The following is a 15,191-nucleotide window of genomic DNA, read 5'->3' as shown; positions in this document are numbered from 1 at the left end:
GGCCCGGACGCCGGCGGCTTCGCGTTCATGGAGAACCTTCCTCGGTCTGATGGCCACAACGCGCCGGGGCCCGTACCCCTTGGTACGGGCCCCGGCGGCGTCGAAGCGTTGCCCCATTTTACCAGCGGACGCCCAGGGCACTCTCCGCTCAGGGGCTTCGCCATACTGGCCTCATGCCGCAGCCGCAGCTCGCCGTGGAGCCCGAACCGATAACGGCCGATCCCCCGCACACCGCGGACCGGCCCCTCCTCACCCAGTCCTGGCTCGATCTGGCCTTCCTCCACTGGGCCGCCGACCCGGCGGACGTCGCCCCGCTGCTGCCGGCCGGTACCCGGCCGGACACCCTGCACGGCACCACCTACGTCGGTCTCGTCGCCTTCCGGATGCACCGCGTCGGATGGTTCCGCCTCCCCGGTGTCCCCTACCTCGGCACCTTCCCGGAGACCAATGTCCGCCTCTACTCGGTGGACGCCCACGGCCGACGCGGCGTGGTCTTCCGCTCCCTCGACGCCTCCCGCCTGATCCCCGTCGCCGTCGGCCGGACCGCGTTCCGGTTGCCGTACGTCTGGTCGCGGATGGAGATCCGCCGCGAGGGCACCGCGGTCACCTACACCAGCAGGCGGCGCTGGCCCGGTCCCCGCAGTGCGCGAAGCAGCCTCGCGATACGGATCGGCGAGCGGGTGCAGGTTCCGACCGAACTCGAACACTTCCTCACCGCCCGCTGGGGCATGCACAGCGCCTTCTTCGGCCGCTCCCGGTATCTGCCCAACACACATCCCCGCTGGCCGCTGCACCGCGCCGACCTTCTGCACTGCGAGGAGAACCTCGTCACCACGGCGGGCCTGCCCGCCCCGGCCGGGCCACCGGTCAGCGTCCTCTACTCCCCCGGAGTCCCGGTCCGCTTCACCCGCCCACCCCGTGCTTCGGCCGGCATCGCCACGCCCTGACCCTCACCCGAGCCTCAGGACGCCAGGAGCACGCCTCTCGAAGACCCCGACCAGCCAGTCGAAGACGGTCGCTCCGCGTCCCTCCCTCGCCGCGGCGAGATCGGCGCCGATGGCAGGACGTAGTCATCGTCTTCCGGCGCTCCGAATCCACCCTGCAGACAGTCGGCGAAGGCGTCGAGATTTCGGCCGAAGTAGCCTCCCGGGCCGTTGATCGCCTCGCCGATGACGCGCCAGAAATCCTCCAGCGTTCTGATCTCCGTGCCGTCGAGCGCATATGTCGTTGTCACGGCTCGGAGGATACGTACCGGTCGCCCCACACGGCACAGGCATGACTCCCCATCACACCCTGCACATCCACAACATCCGAGGTCAGAGCGCCGTAGCGGCCCTCACCAGGAAGTTCTCCGGAACTCCTGCGCACGGTCCGGCACCCGCATAGCGTGCGGATGCCGGACCGCACACGCGTTCCCGCGGTCCACACCTTTTGGGGCCCACGACCCGCAAGGAGACCTTGGGATGTCCTCCGACAGCTCCGAGTTATACCCGCTTCAGCACCGGCCCGGACGGCACGCCTCCCCCACCCCGGCCCCGCGGTCGCCGACCCCGGAGATCAGCCGTCGGCAGGTGGTCCGCGCTCGATCGTGGACGGGACCGCACCGCGATCTGCGGCTGCTGCGCCGGGCCTGCCGCTGGCAGCGGCGGGTGGCCACGTTCGCCGCGCTCGGCTACTTCGCCGTCTTCCTCACCCTCACCGTCGAAGTCCCCTCGGTGATGGCCCGCCCAGCCCCCGGCGGTCTGCCCGCCGGGCTGTTCCTCGCACTGGTGCAACTCCCTGTCACCTGGTTGGCCGTCGTTTTCTACGAGACCACCGCGCGCCGGTTCGTCGATCCGCTCGCCCGCCGGGTGCGCCGTCAGAGCGCTCAGGCCCGTGAAGGGGAGCCGTCGTGACGGACTTCAACGGCCCCGCGCAGTCCTGGTCCCTCGTGGCGTTCTGCAGTGTCGTGACCCTCACGCTCCTGCTCTGCGTGATCACCGGTCCGGACCGGGAGGACCTCGACGAGTTCTACACCGGCTACCGCTTCCTGTCGCCGCTGCGCAACGGCCTGGCCATCGCGGGTGACTACATCTCCGCGGCCACCGTCCTCACGGTCGGCGGGATCATCGCGCTGTGCGGCTACGACGGTGTCGTCCTGGCCCTGAGCACCCTGCTCTCGCTCCTCCTGCTGATGTTCCTGCTGGCCGAACCGCTGCATCACACGGGCAGGTTCACCATGGGCGATGTGCTCGGGCGCCGTATGCCCGGCCGTGCGGTGCGTATCACCGCGTGCTTGGTCACCCTCGCGGCGCTGATGCCCATGATGGTGGTGCAACTGGCCGGTGTGGGACAGCTGTTGGCGTTCATCCTCGGCTTCGACGACAGTTCGATGCGCACCGGGTGCGTGGTCGGGGCCGGCGCGTTGATGATCACGTATGCGGCCATCGGGGGTATGCGCGGGACCGCGCTGATCCAGATCCTGAAGACGGTGATCCTCCTCGGGTCAGGGCTGGTCGTCGCCGCGCTCATCCTGCACACCTTCGGCTGGAGTCCCAGGACCCTGTTCCAGAGCGCCGCCGTGAACAGCGGGGCCGGGCCCAACTACCTGCGCTACGGCCTCCAGTTCGCGGGCGGCGAGCATCCCGCCCTCGACATGGTGAGCACGCAGTGCGCGATCGTGCTGGGCGGCGCCTGCCTGCCGCACGTCACCATGCGGATGTACACCGCCGGCAGCACCCGTCAGGTGCGTCGGGCGATGTCCTGGGCGGTCTCGGCGGTCGCCCTGTTCATGGCGGTCATGACCGTCGTCGCCGTGGGCGCCACCGCCCTCATCGGCGGGAAGACCATCGCGGCGGCGGATCCGCGCGGCAACACCGCCTATCTCCTCGGTGCGCGGGCCGCGTTCGGTACGGATCTCTCCCGCGCCGAGGGCCTGTTGTTCACCACCGTCACCACGGCCATCTTCCTGACCCTGCTGGCGTCCGTGGCCAGCATGACGCTCGCGTGCGCCAACTCCCTTGCCCACGACGTCGTCGCCCGCACCGGCACCCCGCCGCTGCGTGAGATGGCGCTGGCACGGCTGGCCGCGCTCGCCGTGGGCGTCCCGGTGATCGGACTGGCGGTGCTGGCCCAGCACCGCAGTCTGCAGCCGCTCGCCATCGTGTCGTTCTGCCTGGGCGCCTCGGCCATCGCCCCCGCCCTCGTCTACGGCCTCTTCTGGCGCCGCTACACGCGGACCGGCCTGCTGTGGACACTCATCGGCGGCACCGTCAGCGTCCTCGTTCTGATGACCGGCACCAATCTCGTCTCCGGCTCACCCCAATCGGCTTTCCCCGAGGCCGACTTCAACTGGTTCCCGTTCACGACCACGGCTCTGGTGTCGGTCCCGGTGGGTTTCCTGTGCGGTCTGCTCGGCACGCTCCTGTCGGGCCGTGGGGCCACCACGCGCGAACGCAACCGCTACGAAGCCATCGAGCCGGTTCTGCTGGCCGGGCCGCCGCATCCTCGGAGCGGATGAAGGCGGTGACGCCGGGTCCGGGCCCCGGAGGCCTTTCCGGGACCCGGTGCCCGGCCCGGTCATCCGGTGGCGAACTCCCGCAGTGTGTCCGAGGAGCCGTTGAACCTGTCGTGGTCGCCGACCGTCGCACCGGAGGAGGTGTACTGCCACATCGTGTACGCCGACCAGCCGGCCGGGAGCGTCCCCGCCGAGGAGGCGTACCGGGCGACCCAGAGCGGGTTGGTGGAGCCGAAGCCGCGGTAGCCGCCCGTGCAGCTCGTCCACCAACTGGTGGCGGTGTAGATGACGGCGTCGCGGCCGGTGCGGGTCTTGTAGCGCTTCAGGAAGTCACCGATCCAGGTGACCATGCCGCTGGTGGACTTGCCGTAGCAGGAGTCCCCGTAGGGGTTCCACTCGATGTCGAGGGCGCCGGGCAGGGTGCGGCCGTCGCGGGACCAGCCTCCGCCGTGGTCGACGAAGTAGTCGGCCTGCGCGGTGCCGCTGCTGGTGTCCGGCGTGGCGAAGTGGTACGCCCCGTGGACCATGCCGACGCCGTAAGCGCCGCCGTACTGCCCGGAGAAGTACGGGTTCTGGTAGGAGGTGCCTTCGGTGGCCTTCGAGTAGGCCCACCTGGTGCCGCTGCTCCACAGGGTGGACCAGGCGACGTTCGTCTGGTGACTGGAGACGTCGACGCCCTCGGTCTGCCCGGCACGGGTGGCCGGGGGTATCGCGTCGGGCGTACCTGCTGTGCCCTCGTGGGCTATGACGCCCATGCCCATGTAGGCGCTGCCGCGTATGGGCGTGGGGGCGGTCGCCGCGGCCGCGGGGGGAACGGCGGCGGCGGTGAGGAGGAGTCCGGACAGGATCGTGGTCAGGCGCAGGCGTGAGCGGCTGTACCAGGAACGGGATGACTGGTTTGATATGGATCTTCGCACGCCCTCCATCTGACCTTCGGACGAGCCGTGCCGCACGTCAGGTACCGCCAATGGCACGACTCCCGTCCCGGTGACGGCGATCGCTGTCCGCGCAACTGGCGGCTGTCAGGGGGGTGGTGCGAGGTACTCACGGACCCGCCGGATCGACCAGACCTCTCCGATCTTGTGGCCGATGTCGAAGAGGTTCGCCGCGTGGACCGCCGGATCCCGGTCGCCGACGGCCTCCTCGACCACGACGGGCACGAAGCCGTGCTGCATGGCGTCCAGGGCGGTGGCGCGGACGCAGCCGCTCGTCGACAGTCCCCCGATGATCAGGGTGTCGATGCCGATGGCCGTGAGACGTGCGGCCAGCCCGGTGCCGAAGAAGGCGCTCGGACTCTGTTTCGTCACGGTCAGTTCGTCCGCCGCCGGGGCCAGCCCTTCGATGAAGTCACCGAAGGGGCTGCCTTCGACGAACGCCCGCAGGGCGGGCACCTTGCGGAGGAAGACGCCGCCGTCGCTGCCGTCCGCCCGCAGCCGCACCCGTGTGACGATCACCGGAATCCCGGCCCGGCGCGCGTCGGCCAGCAGCACCCTCATCGCGTCGACCGCCGCGTCGACACCGGCGTAGAGCGGGCAGTCGGGATCGACGTAGGCACGGGCGGGATCCACCAGGAGAAGAGCGGGGGCGGTACCGGGGGTGAGCCGCCCGCCGAGCCCGGCGCGCTCGTAGTCCTCCTCCTGGGAATCGGCCATGATGACGCCTTTCGTGCGATGCCTACCGGGGAAGCGAGCGGGACTTCATCAGGGGCTGGATGCGGGTGCCGAAGTTCTCCAGGCCTTCGAGGAAGTCGTCGAAGACGAGCATGATGCCCTTGGTGCCCGCGACCTCCGCGACTTCGTCGAGCATCTTCGCGACGGTCTCGTACGAGCCCACGAGCGTGCCCATGTTGAGGTTCACCGCGCCCTCGGGCAGCACGATGGTCCGGGCCGTGGACGTCTCGTCGGCGGTGGTGTCGGTGGCCGACTCGCCGGCCATGTACGCCAGCGCGGCGAGGTCCGCGTTGTCGTGGTAGTCCTGCCACTTCGCCCGGGCGGCCTCGTCCGTCTCGTCGGCGATGACCATGAAGAGGGAGAGCGCGCCGACGTCACGGCCCGTCTCCGCCGCCGCGTCCACGAGCGTGGCCGTGGTGTCCGAGAGAGCGAGCGGGGTGTTGACGCCGCTGCCCAGGATGAAGTTGTACTCGGCGTGCTCGGCGGCGAACCGTATTCCGGTGGTGCTCTGTCCCGCCGCCACGATGTCGATGTGCCCGTCCGCCGGGCGCGGCGAGAGCACGCAATCGTCCATCTCGTAGAACTCGCCCTTGAAGTTGCTGACGCCCTCGCTCCACAGCTCCTTCATCACGGTGACGTACTCGGCGGCGCGGGCATAGCGGTTGCCAAAGTGTGCGTCGCCGGGCCACAGGCCCATCTGGGAGTACTCGCCGGGTGCCCAGCCGGTGACGATGTTGATGCCGAAGCGGCCGGGGGCGATCGAGTCGATGGTGACCGCCATGCGCGCGACGATGGCGGGCTCCAGCGCGAGGATCGGTGTGGAGGCGTACAGCTTGATGCGTTCCGTCACGGCGGCCAGGCCCGCCATCAGCGTGAACGACTCCAGGTTGTGGTCCCAGAACTCGGTCTCGCCGCCGAACCCCTTGAGCTTGATCATGGACAGCGCGAAGTCGAGTCCGTGTTCCTCGGCCTTCTGCACGATGGCCTTGTTCAGCTCGAAGCTCGGTCGGTACTGGGGCGAACTCTTCGATATCAGCCAGCCGTTGTTGCCGATCGGGATGAATACGCCGATGTCCATGCCGCTCCTCGTGGACAGGGGAAGAACCTGACGGTGTGACAACGTGCGCGTGTGATCAAGGGGTTCCAGATGCCCGCGGAGGGTTTCCGGGATGCCCGCGAACGGGGTCGAGCGGTGCGGTCCCGGTCTGCCGGGCGGCACCCGGCCACCGCCCGGGTCCCCGGTCCTCGGCGGACCCTGATCTCCGGGGTCCGGTTCCCCCGGATGCCGAGTATTGTCACCCGGACGTCCGAGGCGACATCGGTGGAACGCCGATGCAACTCGGCCTGGAACGGCGGCTGTTGGGGGCCCTGCCCGACAGCCGGTGCAAAAGGTGTGAATCGTGCGCAGCACCGCGTTACGTGAGGCGGGAACGGTAAAATTTACGGTATGAACGCTCGTTTGGCCCTGCTCAACGCTGTGGACCCCGGCGTCACCGAGAGCGAGGTCTTCCGGCTGGCACTGCAGCACGCGGTGGCCGAGCTGGGCGCCCTCGGTGGAGCGATTCACCTGCGTGGTCCGATGTCCGCGCTGCGGCTGGTCTCGTCGACGGGACTGCCTCCCGCCCTCACCGGCCCCTGGGAGATCATCGACCAGGAGGGCCCGGCGGCCCCGGCGAGGGCGCTGCACCAGGGCAGTGGAGTGTGGGTGCCGGCGGTGGGCCGCGCCCCTGGGTGGCCCGGCACCGGTCTGGCCGCCGTACCGCTGTCCAGCGGGGACCGGAGCATCGGCGCGCTCACGGTCCTGATGGGCGAGCAGGGCGAGCCCACTCCACGGCAGTGGGACTTCCTGCGGGATCTGGTCGCCTGGGCCGAAGAACGGCTGAGCCAGGCTCCGCCGCACGTAGGGCCCTCCCAGACGGAGTCGGCCGGCGACCGTGACCGCCTTCGGCAGGCCCTGAAGGAGGTCAGCGTCGGTTCGTGGGACTGGAACATCCGCACCGGCGATCTGCTGTGGGACGAGGCGGCCCTGGAGCTCTACGGCACCAGACCGGAGGACTACACCGGCAGGGTCGAGAACTGGATGAGGATCGTCCACCCCGACGACCTGGCGCCCACACTGGACGCGGTCGGGAGGGCGATCCGCGACCACGGCGTGTTCGACGCCGAGTACCGGGTACGGCGCCTGGACGGCACGTACGGCTGGACCCGGGCCCGCGCCCGGGCGACCTACGACGAGCACGGCGAGGCCGAGCGGATGATCGGCGTCGGCTGGGAGAGCAACGAGTCCCGCTCCGCCCGGGACTCGCTCAGCCGTGCCCTGCGCCATATGAGCGACGGCTTTCTCGCGGTGGACGACGAGTGGCGGATCACCTTCGCCAACCTGGAGGCGGAACGTATCCTCGGCCTCTCCGAGGAGGAGCTCTTCGGACGCCTCCTGTGGGAGCTGCCCGCGGCACGGGAGGTCCCCGGCCTGGAGGACCGCTGCCGGAAGGCCGCCGCGGAGGAGAAGCCGGTCGGTTTCGACGCCCAGGTGGGGGACACCGGCCGCCGGTACCACCTGCGGCTGGTCCCGGGTCCCGACGGCGTCACGCTCTATCTCACCGATGTCACCGAGAAGCGGCAGCACGAGGAGGAGCGCCGGGCGTCCGAGCTGGCGGCGGCCCGACGCGCCGTCCGGATGGGCGAGTTGACGGCCGCCCTCGCCAAGGCGACGACCTCGCAGGACGTGGTGGCCGCGGTCGCCCGCCGGGTGCTGCCGCCGTTCGCCGCCACCGGGCTCCTCGTCCAGGCCGTCGAGGGCGACCGGCTGCACACGGTGGGAGCGGACGGCTACCCGGACGACTTCCTGGCCACCGTCGACAGCCGCGCACAGACGGCCGGTGAGCCGGCCTGGGACGTGATCGCGTCCGGTCTGCCGATGTTCCTCTCCTCGGTCGAGGAGTACACGGCCCACTACCCCGAGCTGGCCGGCCGACCGTCCCGGGCCGCGAAACAGGCGTGGGCGTTCCTGCCGCTGACGGCGTCCGGGCACACCTTCGGCGTCTGCGTCGTGGCCTTCGACCGCGCCCGCCGCCTCACCGACGAGGAACGCACCCTGCTGACCACGCTCAGCGCCCTCGTCGCCCAGGCTCTGGAACGGGCCCGCCTCTACGACGCCGAGCACACCCGGTCCCGTGAACTCCAGCGCAGTCTGCTCCCCCGGGCCCTGCCCGAGCTGCCGGCGTGTACCGCGGCGGCCCGTTACCTCCCCGCGGGGCAGGGCATGGACGTGGGCGGCGACTGGTACGACATCATCCCCCTCTCGGGCGGCCAAGTCGCCCTGGTGGTGGGCGATGTGATGGGCCACGGTCTGCCCGAGGCGGCGACGATGGGCCGGCTGCGCACCGCGCTGCACACCCTCGCCGACCTGGAGCTGCCGCCCGACGAGATCATGAGCCACCTCAACGAACTCGTCGCCGGTATGGGCGAGGAGTCGTACGTGACCTGTCTGTACGCGCTCTACGACTCGACGACCCAGATCTGTTCCATCGCCGGGGCGGGTCATCCGCCACCGGCCGTGGTCCACCCGGACGGCACGGTGCACTTCCCGGAGCTGTCGGCCGACCCGCCGCTCGGCGCGGCTGAACCCCCTTTCGAGACGGTCGAGTTGAAGGTGCCGGAGGGAAGTCTCCTGGTGCTCTACACCGACGGCCTGGTCGAATCGTCGAAGCGCGAGATGGACGAGGGCATGGCGGACCTCGCACGTCTGCTCAGCACGGCGCACGGCACCGGGACCGGCGACGTGGCGGACCTGGAGCAGCTCTGCGACACCCTCACGGCGGGTCTGCTCCCCGCCGAACACCCGACGGCCGACGACGCCGCGCTCCTCGTCGCCCGTCTCCACGCCCTGACCGGCGACCGGGTGGCCTCCTGGCCGCTGCCCGAGGACCCACGAGCGGCCGGACAGGCCCGCCGCCACGTCCGCGAGCAACTCCGCACATGGGGCCTGGAGGACCTGACCGCCACCACGGAACTCCTCGCCAGCGAGCTCGTGGGCAACGTGGTCCGTCACGCCAAGGGTCCGGTCAGTCTGCGCCTGCTGCACGGCGCCGAGTTGATCTGCGAGGTCTTCGACGGCAGCCTGACAATGCCCCGCATCCGGCGAGCAACGGACACCGACGAGGGCGGCCGCGGCCTGCAACTGGTCACCGCGCTCTCCCAGCGCTGGGGCACGCGCTACACACCGACCGGCAAATGCATCTGGACGGAACAGTCACTGCTCGCCTCGGGTGTCCGCGAGGAACTGCCTTCCGACGCCCTGGAGTTGATGTTCCCGAAGGTCGAGGACTTCACCGGGGACCTCGACGCGCTGCCCTTCGGAGACGAGGACTGAGAGACGGTGGTCTCGCCAACTTCGCTGATTCCAGGATGAGTTGGCCGATGCTCGAGCCGGGTTCAGGGCACCAGGACGGTGCGTACGCCCGGGGCGTCGGGTGCGTTCCACGCCGTTTCGACGTCGGCGAGGGGGACCGGGTCGGCGGTGACCGCGAGGCCGCCGTGCTCGATCTCGTCGATGAGGGACGGCAGTTCCTCCAGGTACGTCCCGGGTGACACCGCGCCCTGGTCGACGCCCTGGAGGCGGAAGTTCGACGGTCGGGCCGGCCATGGCTCCGATCTGGATCCAGTGCGGGGCACGGCCGCGGTCTGCGCGGGCCGGCAGCAGCGCCATGATCGCGTCACCGGCGGGCTTGCCCCACAAGCGGGCCCGGTCGCGGCCGGCGCCGACGATCCGGCAGGCGGCGAGTCGTCACACCCAGGGCCTGGTCGCGCCACCAACCCACTCAGAGACTGCCAGGCCGCACCAGACCAGTCCTCTTGACGCCGCTCAGGATGGGGGTGACCTCGACGGTCGTGATGTGGGTGAGGGCGCCGAGGGTGTCGCTCAGGAAGTGGTAGAGCGCGTCGAGGTCGGCGGCGGCGACGGCCACGAGGAGGTTGGCCGAGCCGGTGGTGGCGGCGGCGAAGCGGACTTGTGGGTGGCGGCTGAGTTGCCGGCCCGTCTCCTCCAGGCCGCCGGGTGCCACGGTGATCCACAGCAGCGCCTCGGCGCGGATGCCCAGCCGGGCGAGGTCGACCTCGGTCGCGAGTCTGAGGACCTGGTCGCCGACCAGCGCCTCCAGTCGGCGCCGGACGGTGAGGGGAGTGGTGTCGGCGCGTTGGGCGAGATCGGTGTAGGAGGCTCGGCCGTCCTCGACCAGAGCGGTGATCAGCGCCTGGTCGAGCGGCAGGAGGGCCGAGCGGGAGGCGGGGGCGGAGGTGTCCGGCCTCAGGCTGGTCAGCTCGGCCTCCGTCAGCAGGCCGCCGCTCCAGTCGAAGGCCGCAGGGAAGACCCGTAGCAGGACGTGCGAGGTCCACGACTGGATCGCGGGGGTGGCCGGAAGATCGCGCAGCAGCAGCGAGTTGCGCGCGTCCGGCCCGTACAGGAACAGGATGGTGCAGATCTCGTCGCCGCCGCCGAGGACGTCCACCCAGATGGTGTCGGCACGGCGCGCGAGGGTGGCGGCGATGGCGCTGATCTGGTTGGGGCGGCACCGGATGCGCAGGGCCAGCGGAATCAGGTCGGGGAACCACACGGGGTTGCGTACGGCGGTGGCGCGCAGCGTCTTGTCGTGGAACAGCGGTGCCGCGCGCCGCACCACGGTGCGCTCCGAGATGCCCAGGACGCGTCCGAGGGTGCGCCACGAAGCCCGTGGGGAGGCCAGCAGCGCTGCGGCGATCCGACTGTCCGTCTCGTTCAACGGATGGCTTACTTTCGCCGTATCCCTGGATTTCCTGTCCTTCATTCTCGCTTTCAACTCCTCTTTCTGGCTCAGATCAATACTCACGGATAGAAACGTGTCAGAGCAACCGGAACGAGAGAGGTGAGCATGATGACGGCTGTCGCGGAGACGGATCGCGGCAAGGTCAGGGGCATCACGCAGGGCGCGGCGATCTCCTTCAGGGGAATCCCGTACGCGGCGTCGCCGGTCGGTGAGTTGCGCTTCGCGCCGCCGCGGCCGCACGCGGGATGGACCGGGGTGCGGGAGGCGGTGCAGGCCGGGCCGGCTGTCCCGCAGGGGGCCTCCCGCCTGGAACAGGTGATGGGGCACCGGGTGCCGGACTGGAACGAGGACGGCAGCCTGACCGTCAACGTCCACACTCCTCCAGGGGCGTTCGAGGACAACGCGTCCCTCCCGGTTCTGGTGTGGTGGCACGGGGGCGGCTTCACCAGCGGCTCCGGCGGTTGGGACTGGTACGACGGGGGCAGGCTGGCCGCGCTGGGCGACATCGTGGTGGTCACCGCCAACTACCGTGTGGGTCCCCTGGGTTACCTGTACATGCCGGAGATCGGCGCGGCCAACCTCGGTCCCCAGGACCAGGCCGCCCTGCTGGCCTGGGTGCGGGACAACATCGCCTCCTTCGGCGGCGATCCGCGCAAGGTGACGGTCGGCGGGCAGTCGGCCGGAGCGTATTCGGCGCTGTCGCTGGCGCTCGACCCGAAGACGTCGGGATTCGTGAGTCGGGTGCTGCTGCAGAGCGGCCCCTTCGGTCTGGTGCCGCAGGACCCGCAGAGCGCGGCCGAGAACGCCGAGGCCTATCTACGGCTGCTCGACGTGCCGGCCGGAGCGGATGCCGCGAAGGCACTGCGCGCCCTGCCCGCCGAACAGTTGCTGTCCGCCTACGGCCGGCTCGCGGGGCAACTCGCGCGTCCGGGCAACGCCGCCCCGCCCATGTTTCCGGTGCTCGGCGCCCCTGGTGTCCCCCACGACCTGCAGCGGGCCCTCACGGACGGTGCACTGGAGGGCAAGGGGCTGCTGATCGGTACCACCCGGGACGAGGCGACGGCCTTCACCGCCTTCGACCCACACATCCAGAACCTCACCCCCGACGGCGCGTTGGACCTCCTGACCGGCCAGGTCGGCGACGAGGCACCCGAGATCTACCAGCGGTACGCCGCCCGCCTTGAGGCACCCACCGCCGCGCAGGTCTTCACGGCGGTGCAGACCGACGAGCTGTTCCGCGACGGCTCGCTGCGGATCGCCGACCACCACGCGGCGGGCGGCAACGCGACCTACGTCTACCAGTTCGACTATCTTCCGGCCGAGGACGAGGACGCCCTCGGCGCCACCCACTGCTCCGAACTGCCCTTCCTCTTCAACACCTTCGACACCTACCCGGACAGCCCGATGCTGGGCCGCCCCACCGACGCCGTACGGGCCCTGGGCCGCACGTTCGCGACCGCGGTCACCGAGTTCGTCACGACCGGCTCGGCCGACGACTGGCTGCCCTACACACCCGAAACCCCTGCGCGCGTCCGGCACTTCGGCTGAGACAGGCGCCATCGCGCACGGCGATGACCGGGATGCGTGCACCGGGTTGGGCGATCGTCGGCCCTCAGACGGTCGGAGTGGCATCCGAAGGCGTCGGCGAAGGGCTGTCGGTCGCAGTGCCGGTGTCCGGGCAGTCGGGAAGTGACAGGCCGTCAGGGCCGCCGGTGAGTGCTGTGGCCGTGACCCAGCCGGTACCGCCGGCGCTGAGGAGCAACTCGGCCCACAGGTCGCTCGTATAGCCATGGGCCTCCACCGTCTCGCCGTGGGTGACGCACAGCGCGTTGTACTCGCCTCCCGGTTCGATGTGGCTGGTCAGTTCTCCGGACGTGCCGGGGTCCGTGCGGACGGGCGCGTACGCGGCGCCCTCCACCGGTGTGGTCCCCGGCACGGCAGTGTCGGAGGGCTGCTCCGAAGGCTGGCCGGAGGGCTCGTCGCTGCCGCTCGGCGAAGGCGAGGATGAGGGTGAGGGCGCCGTCGCCGCGACATACACCGTGGCCGGCGATCGTCGGCTCACCGTCACGTGGTCCCCCGGCTTCGGGGCGCCCTCGTCGACCGGGGGCAGTCGCACCGGGTCGGCCGAGCCCTCGGTCGGGATCACGACCCGCGAGACAGTGCCCTCCGCCGTACCGTCGGCCGGCTCCGCCGCGTACTGCACCTGAAGGCAATCGGCCGTCAACTCCGCGACCGTGTCGGTGACTTCGGCTCCCGCGGACACCTCGGGGAGCGTGATGCCGACGGCGTCGGTTCCCGCGCACGAGGACGCCGTACTGGTCGGCACGGGCGAGTCCTGTTCCTTCGGGGCGTCGGCTATCTGCAACCGGGTCACGCTGCCGGACCGTGTCCGCGTGGCGTCGACGACGATCGTGCCGCTCTGCGCCAGGGCGAGAGGCTGTCCGTTCAGCGCGGGCCGGACATTGCGGCCCTTCGCCTCGATCTTGTAGAGCGAGTAGACCGAACTCCCGGTCTCTTCCGTGTAGTTGGCGTATCCCGCGGACGCGACGTGGACCGGCCCCGTGGTCCGGTCCACGTACGCGCTCCGGTCGGCTGCCGTACCCCGCGTCAGATGCCGGATGGCCGCCACGAGGTACGGCTTGGGGTTGCCCAGCTCCTGCTGGAATCCGGACACCGACACCTCGCCCAGCGGTGTGACGATCGACGCGTCCGCGGTGACGCTGATGTTTCCCGACGAGTCGATCGTGAACGTCACCGGCAGAAAAGCGGGTTTGAAGGAACCCGTCACCTCCTGGGCCGGCTTCTTGCAACCGGTGGCCAGCAGTGCCGCGAGCAGTACCGGCACGGATAGCCTCACCATGGAACCCCGCATACGTTCCCCCCCGAAAACGAATCCCGATCCGCGGGTCGTACGCCGGGTTGAGCACACCGGGTCGCGCCCGCGTTCGTGGGCTGTCCGACCAGTGTGGTTTCGAAGTGGGGTGCGGGTCTTCGGGGCAGCCACCCGTCTCCGGGCCGGTCTTCTCGGTGCTGGCCCTGATGTCCTCGCCCGGGGGGTCCGCCAGCATGAGGTCATGGGCCGCAGCGTGCTTGTCGTGGACGACGATCCCGCCTACCGAGCCGCCGTGCGCGCCTTGTTGGAGGCCGACGGTGCGTACGCCGTCTCGGAGGCCGCTTCGGCGTCGGCCGCCGTCACGGAGATCGCCCGGGGCGACCGGCCCGACCTCGTGCTCCTGGATCTGGGGCTGCCCGGTGAGGACGTGTTCGCCACCGTCCGGGAGCTGAAGGCGCTGGCGGCGGACGTGGTGATCGTGCTGTGTTCGGTGCGTGGGGCCGACGAGTTCGGCGGGCGGATCGCCTGCTCCCCGGCGGCCGGTTTCCTGCCGAAGGCCGGGCTGTCGGCCGCCGCACTGTCCCGCTTCGCCGCTACGGACGGCGCCGGTCACGGGCGACCATGCACGGGCGGTGAGGCTCCTCACCTCGGCCCGGAGTTCTGAATAGCGACGGCGGTCAGACGGCTCGTTCGGATTGCAGATACGTCAGAACGGCGAGGACCCGCCGGTGGTACTCGCCCTCGCTCTCGTCGGGAAGAGCAAGTCGCCTGAAGACGCTGCCGACATGGGTCTCGACCGTCTTGACGGTGACGACAAGCTGGCTCGCGATGGCCGGGTTGGTCAGCCCCTGGGCCATGAGTTTCAGCACCTCCAGTTCCCGGGTGCTGAGCCTGGCCAGACCGTCGTGCTGGTGGGGGCCGTTGAAGAGAAGGCGCAGGACCTCCTGGTCGAACTCGCACTCCCCCTGGGCGATGCGGCGCACCGTGTCCAGGAAGTGTTCGTCGGCCACCCGTTCCTTGAGGAGATAGCCGACTCCCCTGACGCCGGAGCCCGTCAGTTCGGTGAGATGGGTGACCTGAACGCTCTGCGAGAGCAGGAGGATCCCGACACCGGGATGGGACTGCCGGATGTCCACCGCGGCCCGCAGGCCTTCGAGCCGTTTCGTGGGCGGCATCCTGATGTCGATCACCGCGAGGTCGGGTTCGGCGCGGGCGACCGCCGTGCGCAGTGCGTCGGCGTCGCCGACCTGGGCGGTGACCTGGTGCCCTCTGCTCTCCAGCAGTGCGGCCAGCGCGGACCGGAACAGCCTTTCGTCGTCGGCGAGCACGATGTTCAAAGGTCGGGCCGCTGGCGCCTCTCCCGGCCGTGTCCATTCCGGCGGCGTTCCCGA

13 protein-coding genes and 1 pseudogene are annotated in these 15,191 nt (G+C 70.3%); 6 read left to right on the top strand and 8 right to left on the bottom strand.

Annotated elements, in window-relative coordinates; translation table 11 throughout:
• The first annotated feature begins 173 nt into the window (after nucleotides 1-173).
• On the top strand, nucleotides 174-947 hold the full coding sequence (locus ABZT04_RS33300; RefSeq protein WP_356060827.1) for a DUF2071 domain-containing protein: 774 nt from the start codon (nucleotides 174-176) through the stop codon (nucleotides 945-947).
• 3 nt (nucleotides 948-950) lie between these two features.
• Here ABZT04_RS33300 and ABZT04_RS33295 read toward each other — a convergent pair.
• Nucleotides 951-1,234 (bottom strand): annotated as a pseudogene (locus ABZT04_RS33295) (barstar family protein).
• A 229-nt stretch (nucleotides 1,235-1,463) separates the two neighbouring features.
• On the opposite strand from ABZT04_RS33295, the gene ABZT04_RS33290 reads away from it, so the two are divergent.
• A complete protein-coding gene (locus ABZT04_RS33290) occupies nucleotides 1,464-1,895 on the top strand; it encodes a DUF485 domain-containing protein (protein ID WP_356060825.1) in 432 nt (143 codons plus the stop codon).
• Entirely contained in the window at nucleotides 1,892-3,499 is a 1,608-nt protein-coding gene (locus ABZT04_RS33285; protein WP_356060823.1) for a cation acetate symporter, read from the top strand. Before ABZT04_RS33290 ends, ABZT04_RS33285 begins: the two co-directional genes overlap by 4 nt.
• Before the next feature lie 59 nt (nucleotides 3,500-3,558).
• Here ABZT04_RS33285 and ABZT04_RS33280 read toward each other — a convergent pair whose 3' ends face one another.
• The 3 genes from ABZT04_RS33280 to rutA form a co-directional block, all read right to left on the bottom strand.
• Nucleotides 3,559-4,422, bottom strand: coding sequence for a lysozyme (locus ABZT04_RS33280; protein WP_356060837.1), 864 nt, complete (start codon nucleotides 4,420-4,422; stop codon nucleotides 3,559-3,561).
• Between the two features lie 96 nt (nucleotides 4,423-4,518).
• Entirely contained in the window at nucleotides 4,519-5,148 is a 630-nt protein-coding gene (locus tag ABZT04_RS33275; RefSeq protein WP_356060821.1) for an isochorismatase family protein, read from the bottom strand.
• 22 nt (nucleotides 5,149-5,170) lie between these two features.
• Nucleotides 5,171-6,244 carry a pyrimidine utilization protein A gene (gene rutA / locus ABZT04_RS33270; RefSeq protein ID WP_356060819.1) on the bottom strand — a complete coding sequence of 358 codons (1,074 nt, stop codon included), beginning with the start codon at nucleotides 6,242-6,244 and terminating at the stop codon, nucleotides 5,171-5,173.
• 369 nt (nucleotides 6,245-6,613) lie between these two features.
• Here rutA and ABZT04_RS33265 point away from each other — a divergent pair, with 369 nt between their 5' ends.
• The gene (locus ABZT04_RS33265; RefSeq protein ID WP_356060817.1) at nucleotides 6,614-9,538 is read left to right on the top strand and encodes a SpoIIE family protein phosphatase; all 2,925 of its coding nucleotides are present in this window, start codon (nucleotides 6,614-6,616) and stop codon (nucleotides 9,536-9,538) included.
• A gap of 62 nt (nucleotides 9,539-9,600) precedes the next feature.
• On the opposite strand, the gene ABZT04_RS33260 is transcribed toward ABZT04_RS33265, so the two are convergent.
• A complete protein-coding gene (locus tag ABZT04_RS33260) occupies nucleotides 9,601-9,840 on the bottom strand; it encodes a hypothetical protein (RefSeq protein WP_356060815.1) in 240 nt (79 codons plus the stop codon).
• A 146-nt stretch (nucleotides 9,841-9,986) separates the two neighbouring features.
• Nucleotides 9,987-10,943, bottom strand: coding sequence for an AsnC family transcriptional regulator (locus ABZT04_RS33255; protein WP_356060813.1), 957 nt, complete (start codon nucleotides 10,941-10,943; stop codon nucleotides 9,987-9,989).
• Nucleotides 10,944-11,072: 129 nt separating this feature from the next.
• On the opposite strand from ABZT04_RS33255, the gene ABZT04_RS33250 reads away from it, so the two are divergent.
• The gene (locus ABZT04_RS33250; protein WP_356060811.1) at nucleotides 11,073-12,515 is read left to right on the top strand and encodes a carboxylesterase family protein; all 1,443 of its coding nucleotides are present in this window, start codon (nucleotides 11,073-11,075) and stop codon (nucleotides 12,513-12,515) included.
• Nucleotides 12,516-12,579: 64 nt separating this feature from the next.
• On the opposite strand, the gene ABZT04_RS33245 is transcribed toward ABZT04_RS33250, so the two are convergent.
• Nucleotides 12,580-13,827, bottom strand: coding sequence for a hypothetical protein (locus tag ABZT04_RS33245; RefSeq protein WP_356060809.1), 1,248 nt, complete (start codon nucleotides 13,825-13,827; stop codon nucleotides 12,580-12,582).
• A gap of 214 nt (nucleotides 13,828-14,041) precedes the next feature.
• On the opposite strand from ABZT04_RS33245, the gene ABZT04_RS33240 reads away from it, so the two are divergent.
• A complete protein-coding gene (locus ABZT04_RS33240; RefSeq protein ID WP_356060807.1) occupies nucleotides 14,042-14,464 on the top strand; it encodes a response regulator in 423 nt (140 codons plus the stop codon).
• 13 nt (nucleotides 14,465-14,477) lie between these two features.
• Here ABZT04_RS33240 and ABZT04_RS33235 read toward each other — a convergent pair whose 3' ends face one another.
• Nucleotides 14,478-15,137, bottom strand: coding sequence for a response regulator transcription factor (locus tag ABZT04_RS33235; RefSeq protein WP_356060805.1), 660 nt, complete (start codon nucleotides 15,135-15,137; stop codon nucleotides 14,478-14,480).
• Between the last annotated feature and the right edge of the window lie 54 nt (nucleotides 15,138-15,191).

The sequence above is a fragment of the Streptomyces sp. NPDC005492 genome (assembly GCF_040605995.1).
Classification (GTDB): Bacteria; Actinomycetota; Actinomycetes; order Streptomycetales; family Streptomycetaceae; genus Streptomyces.
Note: the sequence above shows the minus strand (reverse complement) of the source record. Positions and strands in the feature narration are given on the sequence as shown.

Coding starts and splice junctions, on each gene's coding strand:
- ABZT04_RS33300 (WP_356060827.1), top strand. CDS start 174: ATGCCGCAGCCGCAGCTCGCCGTGGAGCCCGAACCGATAACGGCCGAT.
- ABZT04_RS33290 (WP_356060825.1), top strand. CDS start 1,464: ATGTCCTCCGACAGCTCCGAGTTATACCCGCTTCAGCACCGGCCCGGA.
- ABZT04_RS33280 (WP_356060837.1), bottom strand. CDS start 4,422: ATGGAGGGCGTGCGAAGATCCATATCAAACCAGTCATCCCGTTCCTGG.
- ABZT04_RS33275 (WP_356060821.1), bottom strand. CDS start 5,148: ATGGCCGATTCCCAGGAGGAGGACTACGAGCGCGCCGGGCTCGGCGGG.
- rutA (WP_356060819.1), bottom strand. CDS start 6,244: ATGGACATCGGCGTATTCATCCCGATCGGCAACAACGGCTGGCTGATA.
- ABZT04_RS33265 (WP_356060817.1), top strand. CDS start 6,614: ATGAACGCTCGTTTGGCCCTGCTCAACGCTGTGGACCCCGGCGTCACC.
- ABZT04_RS33250 (WP_356060811.1), top strand. CDS start 11,073: ATGATGACGGCTGTCGCGGAGACGGATCGCGGCAAGGTCAGGGGCATC.
- ABZT04_RS33245 (WP_356060809.1), bottom strand. CDS start 13,827: ATGGTGAGGCTATCCGTGCCGGTACTGCTCGCGGCACTGCTGGCCACC.
- ABZT04_RS33240 (WP_356060807.1), top strand. CDS start 14,042: ATGGGCCGCAGCGTGCTTGTCGTGGACGACGATCCCGCCTACCGAGCC.